Origin of the sequence: Shewanella sp. 4t3-1-2LB, assembly GCF_017368415.1 — a bacterium.
GTDB lineage: Bacteria > Pseudomonadota > Gammaproteobacteria > Enterobacterales > Shewanellaceae > Shewanella > Shewanella fodinae.
Genome location: NZ_JAFNJD010000044.1, coordinates 1 through 15,720 on the forward strand (window position 1 = coordinate 1; position 15,720 = coordinate 15,720).

16 protein-coding genes and 1 pseudogene are annotated in these 15,720 nt (G+C 46.7%); 11 read left to right on the plus strand and 6 right to left on the minus strand.

The features are described from left to right. Nucleotides 1-427: 427 nt before the first annotated feature. From J3L11_RS14940 to J3L11_RS14970, 7 genes are all read left to right on the plus strand, one after another. Entirely contained in the window at nt 428-658 is a 231-nt protein-coding gene (locus tag J3L11_RS14940) for a hypothetical protein (RefSeq protein ID WP_207571536.1), read from the plus strand. Continuing rightward, nucleotides 633-959 (plus strand): type II toxin-antitoxin system RelE/ParE family toxin, encoded by a 327-nt coding sequence (locus J3L11_RS14945; protein ID WP_133040554.1) that lies wholly within the window; start codon nt 633-635, stop codon nt 957-959. The genes J3L11_RS14940 and J3L11_RS14945 overlap by 26 nt, the downstream gene beginning before the upstream one ends. A gap of 540 nt (nt 960-1,499) precedes the next feature. Then, a complete protein-coding gene (iscB, locus tag J3L11_RS14950; RefSeq protein ID WP_133040553.1) occupies nt 1,500-2,831 on the plus strand; it encodes an RNA-guided endonuclease IscB in 1,332 nt (443 codons plus the stop codon). 85 nt (nt 2,832-2,916) lie between these two features. Then, on the plus strand, nt 2,917-3,258 hold the full coding sequence (locus J3L11_RS14955; RefSeq protein ID WP_133040552.1) for a type II toxin-antitoxin system HicB family antitoxin: 342 nt from the start codon (nt 2,917-2,919) through the stop codon (nt 3,256-3,258). A gap of 31 nt (nt 3,259-3,289) precedes the next feature. Then, nucleotides 3,290-3,571 carry a hypothetical protein gene (locus tag J3L11_RS14960; protein ID WP_133040551.1) on the plus strand — a complete coding sequence of 94 codons (282 nt, stop codon included), beginning with the start codon at nt 3,290-3,292 and terminating at the stop codon, nt 3,569-3,571. Between the two features lie 158 nt (nt 3,572-3,729). Further along, a complete protein-coding gene (locus J3L11_RS14965) occupies nt 3,730-4,047 on the plus strand; it encodes a helix-turn-helix transcriptional regulator (RefSeq protein WP_207571537.1) in 318 nt (105 codons plus the stop codon). 12 nt (nt 4,048-4,059) lie between these two features. Then, complete coding sequence (locus J3L11_RS14970) at nt 4,060-4,476, plus strand: HipA N-terminal domain-containing protein (RefSeq protein WP_207571538.1); 417 nt, start codon at nt 4,060-4,062, stop codon at nt 4,474-4,476. 39 nt (nt 4,477-4,515) lie between these two features. On the opposite strand, the gene istB is transcribed toward J3L11_RS14970, so the two are convergent. Both istB and istA read right to left on the minus strand, forming a co-directional pair. After that, nucleotides 4,516-5,262, minus strand: a complete 747-nt coding sequence (gene istB / locus J3L11_RS14975) for an IS21-like element helper ATPase IstB (RefSeq protein ID WP_008950208.1) — start codon at nt 5,260-5,262, stop codon at nt 4,516-4,518. 11 nt (nt 5,263-5,273) lie between these two features. Beyond that, nucleotides 5,274-6,827: an IS21 family transposase gene (istA, locus tag J3L11_RS14980; RefSeq protein ID WP_229014382.1), complete on the minus strand. Its 1,554-nt coding sequence runs from the start codon at nt 6,825-6,827 to the stop codon at nt 5,274-5,276. A 182-nt stretch (nt 6,828-7,009) separates the two neighbouring features. On the opposite strand from istA, the pseudogene J3L11_RS14985 reads away from it, so the two are divergent. Together J3L11_RS14985 and J3L11_RS14990 are read left to right on the plus strand one after the other, a co-directional pair. Then, nucleotides 7,010-8,446: pseudogene (locus tag J3L11_RS14985) on the plus strand (EAL domain-containing protein); the annotation flags it as partial. Nucleotides 8,447-8,559: 113 nt separating this feature from the next. Then, nucleotides 8,560-8,823 carry a hypothetical protein gene (locus J3L11_RS14990; protein WP_207571539.1) on the plus strand — a complete coding sequence of 88 codons (264 nt, stop codon included), beginning with the start codon at nt 8,560-8,562 and terminating at the stop codon, nt 8,821-8,823. 274 nt (nt 8,824-9,097) lie between these two features. Here the strand turns inward: J3L11_RS14990 and J3L11_RS14995 are convergent, their stop codons facing one another. After that, nucleotides 9,098-11,551, minus strand: coding sequence for an FtsX-like permease family protein (locus J3L11_RS14995; RefSeq protein ID WP_207571540.1), 2,454 nt, complete (start codon nt 11,549-11,551; stop codon nt 9,098-9,100). 2 nt (nt 11,552-11,553) lie between these two features. Next, on the minus strand, nt 11,554-12,267 hold the full coding sequence (locus J3L11_RS15000) for an ABC transporter ATP-binding protein (protein ID WP_189618554.1): 714 nt from the start codon (nt 12,265-12,267) through the stop codon (nt 11,554-11,556). Nucleotides 12,268-12,289: 22 nt separating this feature from the next. On the opposite strand from J3L11_RS15000, the gene J3L11_RS15005 reads away from it, so the two are divergent. Next, nucleotides 12,290-12,874 (plus strand): arylesterase, encoded by a 585-nt coding sequence (locus J3L11_RS15005; protein WP_189618552.1) that lies wholly within the window; start codon nt 12,290-12,292, stop codon nt 12,872-12,874. A 25-nt stretch (nt 12,875-12,899) separates the two neighbouring features. Here J3L11_RS15005 and J3L11_RS15010 read toward each other — a convergent pair whose 3' ends face one another. Beyond that, nucleotides 12,900-13,403 (minus strand): GNAT family N-acetyltransferase, encoded by a 504-nt coding sequence (locus J3L11_RS15010; RefSeq protein WP_207571541.1) that lies wholly within the window; start codon nt 13,401-13,403, stop codon nt 12,900-12,902. Between the two features lie 150 nt (nt 13,404-13,553). Here J3L11_RS15010 and J3L11_RS15015 point away from each other — a divergent pair, with 150 nt between their 5' ends. Continuing rightward, nucleotides 13,554-14,612: a DUF3083 family protein gene (locus J3L11_RS15015; RefSeq protein WP_242695274.1), complete on the plus strand. Its 1,059-nt coding sequence runs from the start codon at nt 13,554-13,556 to the stop codon at nt 14,610-14,612. 64 nt (nt 14,613-14,676) lie between these two features. On the opposite strand, the gene sohB is transcribed toward J3L11_RS15015, so the two are convergent. After that, nucleotides 14,677-15,699 carry a protease SohB gene (gene sohB, locus J3L11_RS15020; RefSeq protein ID WP_207571543.1) on the minus strand — a complete coding sequence of 341 codons (1,023 nt, stop codon included), beginning with the start codon at nt 15,697-15,699 and terminating at the stop codon, nt 14,677-14,679. Nucleotides 15,700-15,720 lie beyond the last annotated feature (21 nt).

The following is a 15,720-nucleotide window of genomic DNA, read 5'->3' on the forward strand; positions in this document are numbered from 1 at the left end:
GAAGGTGAATCCATGAGAAAACTAGCGCAATCCGGACAGGTAGGGTAAAAATAGGGCTAGAGAAAAGTAAGGAATAATGGTGTCCGGTTTAAACAAGAACCGGTGTCCGGAATCGCCGGAATACGCATAGGGGTTGTCAACTATGGAGTACAGAACAAGATCCCACTGTAAGCACCTCTTAGCCTTACACATTATTCTCGTTGTTAAATAGTGCTGACACGGTACGCAAGTACATTCAAGAACAGGGCTAGGCGATTCATCCCAGCGACAGCAGAGCTGATCGCTGGGTTTTCTCGCCAACGTTATATAAAAATTTGCGCATAATGTTGCGTTACGCGACATTATGTCGCAAAATTCAGCCATGCCTTAAACGACTAATGCAAACGACTAAACACAAACAACCAACTACACAACGAAAGGTACGACAATGGCAACTAGCGTAAGACTGGATGAAGACTTCGTCTCTGATGCTAGAGTTCATGCAGAAGCAGAAAACCGCTCTCTACCCAAGCAGATCGAGTATTGGGCTAAAATCGGTCAGATCATGATCGACAATCCCGACTTGCCGTACGAATTTGTACGTGAATCTTTGCTTGCGACAGAGGAAGTCAAACAAGGATTAACCAGACGTTATGTCAGAAGAACAAAGCGAGATTGATGTATACGAATCCCGGCGCTTTGAAAAAGCCCTGGCCAAACTATCTCAATCACAGCTAATGGTTGTCGAAGATGAAATTGAAAAAGTCATCGCCAATCCAGAGTTGGGTGAACTGAAAAAAGGCGATCTCTCACATCTGCGGGTACACAAGTTCAGTATGGACAACCAGCAGGTACTGTTAGGCTACTCCTGGATAGAGGATAAGCTGGAACTATATCTACTGAGCATTGGTCACCATGAGAACTTTTACACCAAGATGAAAGAAAGCCGCAAAGGTGACCTCAAACTTGTTAAATCCTGAAATAAAGCCCGTCAGATGCTGTCATTTGGCGGGCTTTTCCAATGTTCCCTCAGATCTATGTTGTTAACTTGTACTCAAAATTGATCCACCATTTGCACAGTAAAGTGATCATACCTAGGATAACTTAACATACTGAATTGTTGTCATTGATGGTGAGATAAGCGGCTCAGTTCCACATGCAAAATTTGGGTTGAATTGGACCAATTTTAGATGCAATTTAACAGCGCAGTGGTAAGCGTCAAAAAATGGTTGGAAAGAAACGGGGTAAAAGCGTCAATCACCCCGACTTAAAAGTCGAGGCTTGTTCAAAGCCTGATTGACCAGACTGTGTAAGATTTCGATCTTACTCCGTATAACTTAAGTTCAAGACCTACCTTGAGATGCTTCCTGAGTCTCAAGCGCTAGAATTCGGAGATCATGCTGTGTTGAGGGTACAACACGAAGGTTTCCAGAAATGTGCTGGGGTTATACATTGTCGAAGGGAGACAGGCGAAAGCCTGCGTTACTAGTCCCGTAAGGGAATTATTTTAAAGGAAAAGTATGGCTGTCTTTGTTTTATCGAAAAATAAGAAACCGTTGATGCCGTGTTCGGAGAAACGCGCTCGACTCTTATTGTCAAAAAAACAAGCAGTCGTTCATAAAACCTATCCGTTCACAATTCGGTTGAAAAAACAAACGGGCAATGCAACACAACCGCTCCAACTGAAAATTGACCCCGGCAGCCGTTATACCGGAGTCGCGTTGGTGATGGACTTGCCAACGCTCATGCGAGCACTTTGCTTGTTTGAATTACAACACAGAGGCCACCAAATCAGTGAGGCGTTAACACAACGCCGAGCATTTCGCAGAAGACGCCGCAATCAATTGCGTTATCGTCCAGCCCGATTTGACAACCGCACTCGTAAGGATGGGTGGTTGCCTCCGTCTGTCCAACATCGTCTGGACACCACACTGGCATTGGTACAGAAACTCAAACGGCTGTGTCCGGTTTCTGCCATTGTGTTTGAGCGGGTGAAGTTCGATATGCAAAAGATGCTCAACCCAGATATTCAGGGTGTTGAATATCAGCAAGGCACATTATTTCAATATGAGGTGCGTGAATATCTACTGGAAAGACATCAACGCACTTGCGCCTATTGCGCGGGGGAAAGCCTCGATCCAATTTTAGAGGTTGAGCATAAACACCCTCGCGCCCAAGGGGGTACAAACAGCATTCATAATCTGGTCATTGCCTGTCGCACCTGCAATCAGGCCAAAGGTAGTCTCACCTTGTCCGAGTTTTTAAGCACGTTAAAAAACACAAAATTAGACAAGGTGAGGAAGGTCAAAATCACACAAATATTAGCCGGAAAAGTATTCCGGTTAAAAGATGCTGGGGCTGTGAATGCCTGCCGCAATCAACTGGGACGCGATTTGGCTTCTCAACAACTTCCGGTGAGCACCGGAACAGGCGCACAGACCAAATATAACCGGATGCGTTATCAACTCCCTAAAACTCATGCGCTGGATGCGTTGATGACTGGCGAATTGACTAAACCTGTCGAAGGCTGGAGCCGACCAACACTGGTCGTAAAAGCAATGGGCCGAGGTTGTTATCAGCGAACTCGACTTGACCAATATGGTTTTCCGCGAGGATATTTACAGCGTAAAAAAACATATTTTGGCTTTCAGACTGGCGATTTAGTCATATCCACAGTGACGAAAGGCAAAAAGCAGGGTATTCATGTAGGCCGAGTGGCGGTGCGAGATTCAGGGTACTTTAATGTGCAAACGAAAACAGGGGGTGTCCAAGGTGTTTCGTACAAAACCTGCCAGATCATTCAGAGAAACACTGGATATCATTATTATTTTAATTCCAAGGTAGCCCACTAATTACGGAGAGCGAGAGAGGCGTTTGCAGAGCAAACGGCGCTATCCCTCACCGCCCTGAAGGACGGTGTATCTCGCGCAAAATCAGATGAAAAATTTAATGATGATTAGCGGTGTAAAAGCCTTTATTGATTATGATCCAGATGCTGAAACATTCCGCGGTGAGTTTGTTGGCTTAAACGGCGGCGCGGATTTCTACGGTGAAAGCATCGCTCAGTTGGAAGCTGAGGGCGCGAAGTCATTAAACGTCTTTTTAGAGATGTGTCAGGAGCGAGGCATTGAGCCTTATAAGAACTTCTCTGGCAAATTCAACGTTCGGATCTCGCCAGAGGTTCACGCTCGACTTAATGAAATCGCACTATCGCAAAACATTAGTTTGAACGCGGCGGTAGAAAATGCAGTCAATGACTACATTGAACATTCAGCGTAGAACGGAAAATAGGGGTCTGTATGAATATAGATTGGTATTTAAATGGGCAGATGGTGTTGCGTTAGGTGTTGGGAGCTATACGCTGAAACGGCTGCTAAACCACCGAACCTCACGTGATGATGTCACTGGCGGTTATACCATTCTCACTGCGGAAGAGCTGCGTGAGCCAGCAGATCGCGTTGCGAAAAAGTTGGAAGAATGCGCCGGTCTTCGGCAGCCGAAAGTGAAATCTGAACTTGATTCGATGAAATCCTTACTCAGTGAACTGACAAAAGAACAAAAGCTCGAACTCATGAGCAGCTTGTTAAGCTGACCCCTCTTGTTTAAAGTGAAACTATATTTTCATTAAATCAAGATTTATGAATCTATAGTTTCACTTTTCTATTTAAGACATATTGCAATCATTGACTAGCAATCCAATGTGAAACTATAATTTCATTTATTCTCTATAAGTGAAAATATAGTTTCATTATGAAAGGTAATGAGTCGCAAGCTAAGCGTGGGGCGGTGGTATTTCCCAAGAATCAGAAAATCTTACAGATTATGGGGGAGAACATTATGCTAGCCATGAAGCGCCGCAGGATCAGCCAAGAGCTAATGCACAAACGAACAGGCATTTCTAAGCCGACCTTAAGAAAAATCGTAAGCGGCGACCCAACCGTATCGATTGGGCATTACATCAATGTACTTGCTGTGCTTGGTTTGCAAGCTGATCTCGGTAAGGTGGCATTAGATGATGAACTTGGCAGAAAGCTCCAAGACATCGAGTTATTACACGGTAAACGGTAGGGGACGGCTACAATGGAAATCTATGTCTATGCTGACTGGATCGATGATGCTGACATGCCCTTATCCGTTGGCATTTTGCGTTCATCGATAGTTCGGGGCAAAGAGCATTTCAGCTTTAAATACGATGAAGCTTGGCTTGCTTCGAAGTTCGTTCATCAGATTGATCCAACTCTGCAATTGTACACAGGTGAGCAACACGCAGAGGATGATAGAAACTTTAAGATTTTTCTGGACTCATGCCCTGACCGTTGGGGCCGACTGTTGATGCAGCGCCGAGAAGCTGTCATTGCTCGTCAGGAAAAGCGTAAGGCTAAAACGCTATTTGAGACAGATTACTTACTTGGAGTGCATGATTCGTTTCGAATGGTGCGTATTTCGGTTTGTCCGGCCACCTGTTCCGGTTTCATCCGGCCAGGCGTTTCGGTGTGATCCGGCCAGCATGATCTGACCTTCGTTTATCCTCTCTTTTTACCCGACTTCTTCACCCTGAACCAGTGTTTTTTTACGTTGTGACTCACCTGTTAATTCCAGTCGGTGGGCATTGTGGATCACTCTGTCTAACAGCGCATCTGCAACAGTTGGATTATCCATTAAGCCGTACCACTCCGAGACCGGTAACTGACTGACGATGATTGTGCTGCGTTGCTCGTAGCGATCTTCAATCACGTCCAGTAAATCGCTGACTTGTTTACCTTTAAATCCCTCAAGGCCCCAATCATCCAAGATCAACATATCTACCTTTTGTAGCTGTACCAGTTGTTTAAGATAGCTACCATCAGCATGCCCCATTTTCAGGCTTTCCAGTAACCGACCTAACCGGTAATACAGCACGCGTTTATTCTGTCGGCAAGCTTGCTCACCTAAGGCGCAGGCAAGATAGGTTTTGCCGCTGCCGGTGGGCCCGGTTATCAAGATATTCTGGTGGTACGTCAGGTGATGTCCTTGCATAAGTGGTGTAATTTGTTCAGCTCGCAAGCCGCGCTTTGCCGGATAGCGTAAGCCTTCTGGTGTCGCTTTAAGGCGCAGATTGGCTTGTTTGCGCAAGCGTTGTAAGCGGGTGTTATCCCGCGCCAGATGTTCTTGCTCGACCAGCAATCCCAATCGTTCATCGAAGCTAAGTTCGGCATAGGTATGGGGCGCCAGGCGTTGTTGCTCCAGCGCACTGGCCATAGCCGCCAGCTTAAGCTGGCGTAGTTGGATAAGCAGTGAGTCCATTGGTGTTGTCCTTATTGGTAGTATTTTGAGCCACGGATGTTGGTGTGCGGGCCAGGGATAATGGTTTTAGTTTCATCCGGTTGCCAGCGCATATCTTCACCGTTTTTAAGCAGCTTTTTGATGACCGGTATATAAGGTAGCTGGCGGCTTATGGCGAGCGCGCAGGCGTTTTCCAGCCGGTCACTGCCGTAGCGTTTTTGCTCGCTAAGGAGTCCCAGGCAGGTGCGCTGCGCTTGGATAAGATGGTCTTTGTTACGCTCAACCGCTAAGACCACCGCCAGCGTGTTAGTGCCGATATGGGTTGCCCAGCTGCGAATGCGCTCAGGGCTCCATTCCAGATGGGCAGCATGGTTTTCTGGCATGTGCGCTATATCAGTCGTGTGCCGGTAGCGGGTATAGCTGCGCGGATGCTGAGCGACGCATTTCGCCTGATGGTAAACCTTTATCAGCGTTTGGGTGGCACTGATTTCAACCCGCTCACCGACTAAACGGTGTGGCACCGAGTACCAGTGATAGTCGTATTGTACGTGGTAGTCTTTGGCGACTTTGGCAATGCGATAATCGGTGTACTCATAAGCGTAAGGCGGCAGTGGTTGTAATGCAGGCGCATCCAGCAAGTTAAACAACTGCTCACGGCTGGCACCGTTGTAATGCTTCATGGGCCGCTGATTGAGTTCAGTATTCAACTCCCGGATAGCCTGATTTAACGCGGCCAGTGAGTGAAATACCTGATGGCGCAGCCGGGCTAATACCCAGCGCTCCACAATCAGCACCGCAGATTCGACTTTGCCTTTATCCTGCGGTTTGCGTGGTCGGGTGGGCATCAACGCACAGCCATAATGTCTGGCCAGCGCTTTGTAATTGTCGTTAATCACCGGCTCGAACTTATCCGCTTTATCAACGGCGGCTTTGAGATTGTCGGGTATCAATAATGCGGGTACGCCACCTAAAAAGGTCAGGCAACGACTGTTCGCCATCAGCCAGGATTCCCTATCCTGACCTTTACAGGCTTCAATATAGGTGTAGTTCGATGCGCCCAGGGTGGCGACGAAGATAGCGGCCGGTTTTATCTCACCTGTTTCTGGGTTCACAATCGGCACTGTCGGGCCACAGAAGTCGATAAACAGCTTCTCACCGGCTTCATGATGCTGTCGCATCGAGCGTTTTTGTACAGCACACCAACGCCGGTAATGTTCACAGTACTGCGTGTAGCCAAGCGCTTTACTGCCGTGCTCTGCCTGATACTCCTGCCATAACAGCAGTTTGGTGACGCCTTTTCTGCGCAGCTCAAGATGTACCTGCACCCACGACGGCAAGACCCGCTGCGTACTGTAATCACGGCCAGGAAATAACTGTTTGTCGAGGCTATCAAGCGGATAGTCGGCTGCCAGCGGCCAACTGAGGCCTAAATTGTTAAAGCGGATAACCAAATCACTGATGGTTGCCCGGCCAATATTTAGCGCCTGAGAGATTTGCCTGTCGCTTAACTTGGCCTCAAATTTAAGACGGAATATATCCAGATAAGTTTGCATATCTGTCCTTACCATTTTCTTTTTACGTGTCATGACTACTCCGGCAAACAGTTAAAAAACTGTTATGCCAAAGACCGTAAAACGAAGGAAGAACAAACTGGCCGGACGATACCGAAACAGGTGGCCGGATGAGGCCGAAATCAGTGGCCGGATGATACCGAAATGGGTGGCCGACTCATGCCGAAATCGCTGGCCGGATCATCCCGAAATACGCAGATGGTTCTATTTTTCTGATGGAGCTCACTATTGATGCCATTTACGATGAGCAAGGATTACTCACTCATTACGTTGGTGTTTTTTCAGATATTTCACACCGGAAACAACAGGAAGAGGAACTTCGTCGTTTGACTAATAACGACCTCCTGACTGGCCTACCAAATCGCTCTAATCTGCAAGTGACATTAGAAAATCTGGTAAAGAAAGATCATCACCATACATTAATGATCCTTGATCTAGATAATTTTAAGAAAATTAACGATTCACTCGGCCATCAGGTTGGTGATGATTTACTTTGCCAAGTTTCTACACGTATTGCAGGTATAATACCCAAGCACACTAGCCTCTATCGATTAGGTGGAGATGAATTTGCAATTTTGGTAGATAAAAACCCGGATATAGGTTCAAGCGCGTTAATTGCCAATGACATTATCGAGGCCTTTAACGAACCATTTACGCTATCTGGCGAAAGCTTGGTTGTGGGAGTCAGCATTGGCATTGTACTTTACCCAGAAGATGAACAGAATGAACAGGCGCTTTTGAGGAAAGCGGATATTGCTATGTATCACGCTAAATCGGCAGGAGGTAACCGGTACCAATTCTATTCTGAGGCACTCAATCGTAATGCATTGAGGCAGTTAGAAGTGGAAAGCCTGATACGTGAAGGGCTAAAAGACGATCTGTTCGAGGTCTATTTCCAGCCCAAAGTGAATTTGAGAACAGGCAAATTAGCTGGCATGGAGGCATTGGTCCGACTGAATCATCCGCAACATGGACTAATCCCACCAGCCGAGTTTATTCCCTTGGCAGAAGAAACCGGATTAATTGTCGAAGTTGGTGATGTGGTGTTAAAAAAAGCCTGTTTCGCCGCGCAAAAATGGCGAGAAGATGGGCTATTTACCGGCAGAGTTGCCGTCAATTTATCGTCACGTCAGTTTGCATTACCAGACCTGCAAACTCGAATAGAGTCAATTTTACGTCTGACCCGCCTACCAGCGAACAACTTAGAGCTTGAAATTACTGAAGGTACAGTCATTAAGCAACCGGAAAAAGCTATCAAAGTTATGCAGCAACTGACTCGGTTGGGGATCTCTTTAGCGTTAGATGACTTCGGTACGGGTTATTCCTCTCTGTCTTATTTGAAGCGTTTTCCCATTCATACTTTGAAAATCGATAAGGCCTTTGTCGACGACATCGATAAATCTGATCGTGATCTAAAGATGGTCGATTCTATTATTACTATTGCCCATAACATGGGACTCTCAGTAGTGGGTGAAGGCGTTGAGCAAGCAGCGCAGTTGAATATACTAAAGGCATTAAATTGTGAAGAAATACAAGGGTTTATTTATAGCAAAGCAATACCTGAACATGAGTTCACTGAATATCTAAAACTAGATAAAACGATTTCCGATAATCAATTGAATGGAACCAATTAACAGTTGATTTTAGTGTCAAAATAAAATTGGCACGACATCTGCTTTATCTCTCTTGTCTAGCGTCAAAAGTCTATCGCTATCCGAGTAACCTACTTAATGAGAGAGATATAGCAATGATAAAAAAATTAATCGCAGCAGTGATACTAGCAACGGTAACAATTACAACTTATGCTGCAGTACCATATATAAAGTTGAATCAAACAAGCCTAGAAGCTGTTCCGCACATAAAACTCAAGCAAATGTCTTATACTGCAGTACCTCACATCAAGCTGAAACCAGAGATGATTGCTGCAGTACCTCACATCAAGCTGAAACCTACTGAAGTTGCTGGTGTTCCTTATATCAAGCTGATATCTAACGATACATCCATCGCATAAGAGGTAAATACTATGATCAACTCAATCAAGAAAATTCTGGGTTTTTCTAAGCCTCAACGCAAAAAAGCAAAACTTCCAGAAGGGCTTCAACATCTGGAAGTAGTAACAGCAAATGGCTGGTGGAATTAATAAATGATTACCAAAAGAAAGGGAGCTTCGGCTCCCCTTTTTATTAAATACGACATATCACTTGATATTGTTATATACGTACCCGGATAAACATTGCCTTATGGCAATATCCACAAGGAAAATATCTGCCTATTTTTTGAACATTTTATTCTAGCTTTAATAGTTCACCGCACGATTTCTGCAACAATTGCCAACAACGCCACAATCCCAGCGTCGCTACCAAGGTAGCACCAGCGCTTGGGGCAATTAGCCACCACGCCCAGTGAGCATATACGTTCAATTCAAACACCTGCGTTTTTAATAACCAGATAGAAAATTCAGTCACGATCACCGCCAAGGTCCCAGCAACAAACCCCAATATTGCAAACTCTAAGCTGGTTGCCCAGCGCAACAACCCGCCGGAGGCGCCAAAGGTTCGGAGTATTGCCAGCTCTCGCTGGCGAGTTGCCATCCCGGCTTCGGTCTGCGCTAACATCACTAACGCACTTGCCATAACAACGAGTACCAGCACCAATGTCAATGCCAGAGACACCTGCGATACAATGCCTTTCAACTGGCTGATAATAGCCCCAACATCAATAATAGAAACAGTCGGAAACTGGCGAATAAGCTCAAGTACCACATTTTTTTGATTATCATTGAGATGAAAACTTGCCATTGAGGTATAGGCAAAAGGCGCCATGGCTTCTCGGGTAAAAATCATAAAGAAATTGGGCTGCATGGTCTCCCACTGCACAGCCCGGATACTTGCCACCTTAACAACCACCGTCTGATTATCAATGACAAAGCTCAAAGCATCCCCGACATTGATGCCTAGGCGTTCGGCAACCCCTGACTCCACAGAAACTTCGTCTGCGGCCTGATTAAAATGGCCTTGCAGAATCCGATTATGGCGCGGCAAAGTATCTCGCCACGTCAGATTGAGTTCCCGAGATATCCCCATCCGTCCGCGCTGCCCCTGCTCTTTTTGTTCCGATGTAATGACTTCTTCACCGTTAATTGCGCTAAGACGTCCGCGGATCACCGGATAGATATCGGTTGCGTCAATCGCATGTTGTTGTAAAAACGTCTGCATTGGTGAGACTTCTTCCGGCGCGATATTCACCAAAAAATAATTGGGAGCATTGTCGGGTAACTGCTTTTGCCATTCCTCCAAAAGATCCTGTCGTAACGCTAGAATAGTTAACAGCAATACCAAGGCACTGGAAAACCCCACCAGTTGTAGCGCATTTTGTCTGGCGCGGCGACGTAATCCAGCAAGCGCCAGAGACAGTGGATTGGTGGTTTTCATACCTATGCTCTGGCCCATACGGATCAGCAACAACCCCAACACGCCTAATAACAGCCCTAATAACACCACACTTGCCACGACGGTGAGCGTCAATGTCAGCGACCTTGAATACAACCAGCCAAGTAACCCCATGGCGAGTAAACTAAGTACCAGATGCAGCCACATCCCTAACTTTACGCCTTCCAACTGTCGCTGCAGTACTCTAAGAGGCGGAATATTGAGTAAACGTAACAACGGATAAGCCGAAAACATAAATGCGCTGATAAAACCGGTGGCAACGCCCAACAACAGTGGACATAACACGGGTGCTGAATACGCGGCTATTTCGGCAGGCAGTGCCAGCATTATTAATGCATCCAGCAAAAAGCCTCCCAACAAGCCAAATATCACTCCCGCAACGGTTACTAATAGTAAATGCATACCAAACAGAATGCGGATCTGCCGCGCACTTGCGCCAAAGGTCTTCACCATTGCCACCACATCGTAATGACGCTGGCAATAACGCTGCGCTGCAATGCCAATGGCGGCACAAGCCAATGCGATTCCTAACAAGCTCGACAGCAACAGAAAACGTTCGGCACGCTGCACTGCACTGGCTATAGGAGAATCACCTGACTGCACATCTACCCAGCGCTGTGAGCTGGTGAGTAGCGGTTTCGCATAGGTTTCAAACGCCTGTAATTGTGCTAGCGTACCAACAAACTGATAAAGATAAGTGACGCGACTCCCGGGTTGAATAACGCCTGTGGCGGGAACATCATCTAGCCGCATTAATACTAGCGGCGCAGAAGCAAAAATATTAAAACCAGCATCGGGTAACCGGCTGAGAGCAGCGCCCATTTTCAGACGGCTGTTGCCAAGTTCGACGGTATCTGGATGTCCCAGCAGCGCCGCTAAACGGCTTTCATACCAAAGCTCTCCGGGTAGTGGCAGTTTATCGGTGACGCCGCTAGCAAGTTCAATGTGGCCTTTTAGTGGGTAAGCATCATCAACAGCTCTTACCGTTACTAACTGAAACTCATCACCGCTGTAAACCATCGAATTGAATTGCAGATTTTTAGACAGCTTAAGCCCAAGCATCGTTGCCTGCTGCAGAATAGTGTCGTCTAACGGTACAGGAGAGTTAATAATCCTGTCAGCCGCAATAAATTTGCTGGCCTGTCCATTAATTGCCACCTGTAAGCGTTCACTTACCCGTGCCAATCCGGTCACTGACAATACCGCCAGCGTCAGTGCCAGAATAATCAGTACCAATTGTCCCTGCTTCAGTTCACGCCTGAATAAGCGCCATGCGAGAGTCCACTCCATCGTTAACGCTCCCCAATAACTTGACTACTGCTATCGGCACGCTGTTCAAAAAGCTGGCCATCATCCATCAGTAATTGACGCTCACAACGTTGTGCCAAATGCAGATCATGGGTCACTAGAATTAACGTCGTCGCACTTTCTTGATTTAGCGCAAACAGCATGTCAGCGACCTTATCGGCATTGTGTTTATCCAAGTTGCCGGTGGGCTCATCAGCGAATAGCACTTGGGGATCACAAATAAAGGCCCTAGCAATAGCCACCCGCTGTTGTTCCCCCCCCGACAGCTGTTTTGGGTAATGCGCTAAACGGTGACCCAAGCCAACCCGTTCAAGCATCCGCTTGGCTTTATCTCTGGCGTCTTTAATGCCAGCAAGCTCGGCTGGCAACATGACATTCTCCAGCGCGCTCAAAGTATCAACCAGCATAAACGACTGAAAGATAAAACTGACTTTCTGCTTGCGCAGCGCGGCCTTTTGCTCCTCATTCAGCCCAGATAACGGCTCGCCGTCTAACCAGATTTCACCAGAACTGGGGGTGTCCAATGCCGCTAACAACCCAAGCAATGTGGACTTGCCAGAACCAGAGGGGCCAAGAATGGCCACACTCTGGCCCCGCTTGACATCCAAATTAATGCCTTTCAGGATAGTGAGGTCCCCTTCCTGAGTCTTGACGGTTTTTACTAACTGGGAAACTTTTATGGCACTGTTGTTCAAAATCGCTTCCTTATACTGTCGTCCGATGGTCTGTTTACCATTGTTATTAATGCTAACGTCTTTACCGCTTCATGCTGCTACGTTGCTGGTACTAGGAGACAGTCTAGGTGCCAGCTATGGCGTTGATGAACATAAAGGCTGGGTTGAAGAGTTACGCAACGCATTACCTGAGCATACCATTATTAACGGTTCTGTCAGCGGTGAAACCAGTGCTGGGGGGCTGCGACGATTGCCAGGATTGTTGCAATCAGTGCACCCTGATGTCGTGCTGGTAGAATTGGGGGGTAACGATGGCTTGCGTGGATTTTCCCCTGCGGAGTTGAAAAAAAATCTAAAAAAAATCATTGAACTATCACAGCAAGCAGGTGCCAAGGTATTGTTGTCGCAAGTCATGGTACCACCTAATTATGGCCCACGTTATGAAAAAGCCTTCATGGCAGTTTACCAACAACTGGCGGAACAGCCTCAAGTAACCTTAGTGCCATTTTTTATGACAGTTATTGCCCCACATCCAGAATTGATGCAGCGCGATGGCATACACCCCAATGAACAAGCACAGCTAACTATCAGTAAGTTTATGTTGCCGTGGGTGCAGAAGGCACTAGAGTAAACCTGCTGCGGCAATTTGCCGAAACTTAGAGCCAAGTATGAAAGACATCGACGTCATGTCCTTGGAACTGACTGCGAGCAGATATCTGCATCCCTAACTTATGAGCTAACGCTGCTGATGCCTGATTACCCGGCATAATCAGCGCAATCGCTTCATCTACGCCACACAGTGTTTTAAATAATGGTAATGCAGTACTGGCGGCTTCAAAACCAATCCCCTGTCGCCAATATTGGGAAAAGTAACGATAACCAAGTTCTACTTTATCAAAATCTGCCAGATATTTGGGGCCGCAGAAACCAATGACCTCGCCGCTGGCTTTCAGTTCTACCGCCCAGCGACCATAGCCATACCGTTCATAATCAGCGTAAATCACTTCTTTTAGCACTTTTTCAGCGTCTCCCAGTTGCTGAAAAGGCGCTGACGGAATGTAAGTCAAGATCTGTGGATCTCGGTTCATCTCGAAAAGCGCCACCAAGTCATCGTCTTGAAAATGGCGCAGGATCAATCTGTCACTGGCAGCTAGGATCATCAGCATTCCTTCGGATTAGTTTTATTCATAAAAACGGTAACTTAGCATAAATAAATGTCGTGCTGAAAGCCGCTTGCCTTCTATATTTCCGCCCATGAAAAACGGTTAAAATATCCCCATTCGTTGAATGACGATTTATAAGGAATGATTATGTTGATGCAAAAACTATACGTACCGCTGGCTACGCGCACCAATCAGTACATTATGGCTGACATCAAGGTCACTGATGCCCTACTGGCTCATTATGACAGCTACGAACATTGTTACCGCAGCATCAGCGAACAGTTCTTTAAGCTGACAGCGGAGCAGGAGCTGTTTAATGTTCATGTTATCGCCCATGACAAATTGCCAGTTGTGCGCTACCACACTGAAGCCTATACCCTGCAAACCGCTGAACAGATTTTGTTCTTTTATAACCCGGCTTACCACGAAGCACAAAGTCTATTCTTCGAACCGGACTACAAAGCCCGCAAGCTGCGTTTGCTGTTTTTGGCGACCGGTACTGATATTCGCGCAAATGCCGCTAATTTCCATAACCGTGTTCGCGCTGTGGTCAGGGATCTGTTGCCACTACTGCCGGAACAACAGTTAAACGTCAAAATTCGTGACCATCAGCATATGACCTACGATCTGTTTGCCTCAGCTAAAGGAGAGAACAAGACCTATGGCTACAAGCTGCGTAATATTTACATGCGTTATAAATCCAGACAGTGTGAACTGCCAACCAACTACACATCTACTGCCTACGTTAAGGTCACATTACCGTTAAGCCGTCAATTAAAGATGGCGGTTCTCAAACAGGATACAGGCGATTACTCCGCGTTGTATCAATACTTGGAAGACCGTTTTTTGGCGGCCGCTAACCAAAAGCATTTGAAACATGTGGCAATGGTGGGAAATGGCCTGACCCCATTGGTACGAAATAGCAAATATGAAGAGTTGGGTTCCACCAAAGAAACCGTGATGATCGGTTTTAATCCCAACGACAATGAAGCCAAATTCCTGCAGCATTGGGATGGCAAAAAACAGGTAGAAGCCGTCGATTTCATTCTGGTTGCTACCCGCGATGATTACTCTGAGCCAGGCTACTGTCGCTATATGAATCAAGTGGAGGCCGCGCTGAAAGAGTTTGCGAAAGCCATTGAGCTGGATCCTAAAACACAGGAAATGATGGTCGGATTCTATCAGCACATCAGTTACCCGCTGTAATACGGCAAAAACAACAAAGGCAAGGTAATTTACCTTGCCTTTGTCTTTTGCAGCGCCATAACAACTACATAGGGCGATTTTTCTGCAGTAACCGGTCGTAGCATTCACTGAGCATCAAAGATGCGCTATGCGCCAGCTTATCAGTAATCTTTTTACGGATCTGATAACGCACTTTAATCACCTGTTTCTCGTCCGCCAATTTCATCAGCAGATCATCACTGGTGCCAATCTCATCCACCAATCCCAACGCTACTGCTTGTTGTCCGTACCAATGTTCCCCCGTGGCCACCTTGGCGACGTCTAACTGTGGTCGGAAATTACTCACAAATCCCTTAAATAATTCGTGCGTCTGTTCCAGTTCTTCCTGGAACTTAGCGCGTCCTTCATCGGTATTTTCTCCGAATAAGGTCAAAGTCCGCTTGAATTCCCCAGCTGTGTGCTGTTCATAATCGATATCATGTTTGCGCAGCAACCGATGGAAATTAGGTATTTGAGCAACCACCCCGATGGAACCTACAATCGCAAAGGGCGCCGCAACAATATGATTCGCGACACAGGCCATCATATAGCCACCACTGGCGGCAACTTTATCCACACACACCGTCAGCGGTAATCCGGCACGTCTGACGCGCTCCAACTGGCTGGCGGCTAAACCGTAACCGTGTACCATACCGCCGCCACTTTCTAGGTTAACCAGCACCTGATCAGATTTTTCGGCGATTGCCAGCACCGCAGAAATCTCTTCCCGCAGCGAAGCCACTTCAGAGGCTTCAATGCCCCCTTTAAATTCCAGCACAAATACTCGTGGTTTAGTGCTATCAGCGGACTGCTGGTCTTTATCTTTCGCTTTCTGCTCCGCTTTATGTTGTTTTTCATAGGCTTTAAAGGCCTTTTTATCCAATAACTCTGCCTTCAGATGATGCCGCAGTGACTGCAGTTCCTCACTGATATGAGTCAATTTCAGCTCGCCACGCTCATGTTTTTGCTTCATCGAAGCCGCAACGACTAATAACACCACCGCAGCAACTGCTAGCACGATGGTAATTGCCTTTGCCAAAAACAATCCGTAATCGTATAAAAATTCCAAGTGACCGAACCCCGGCAGCCG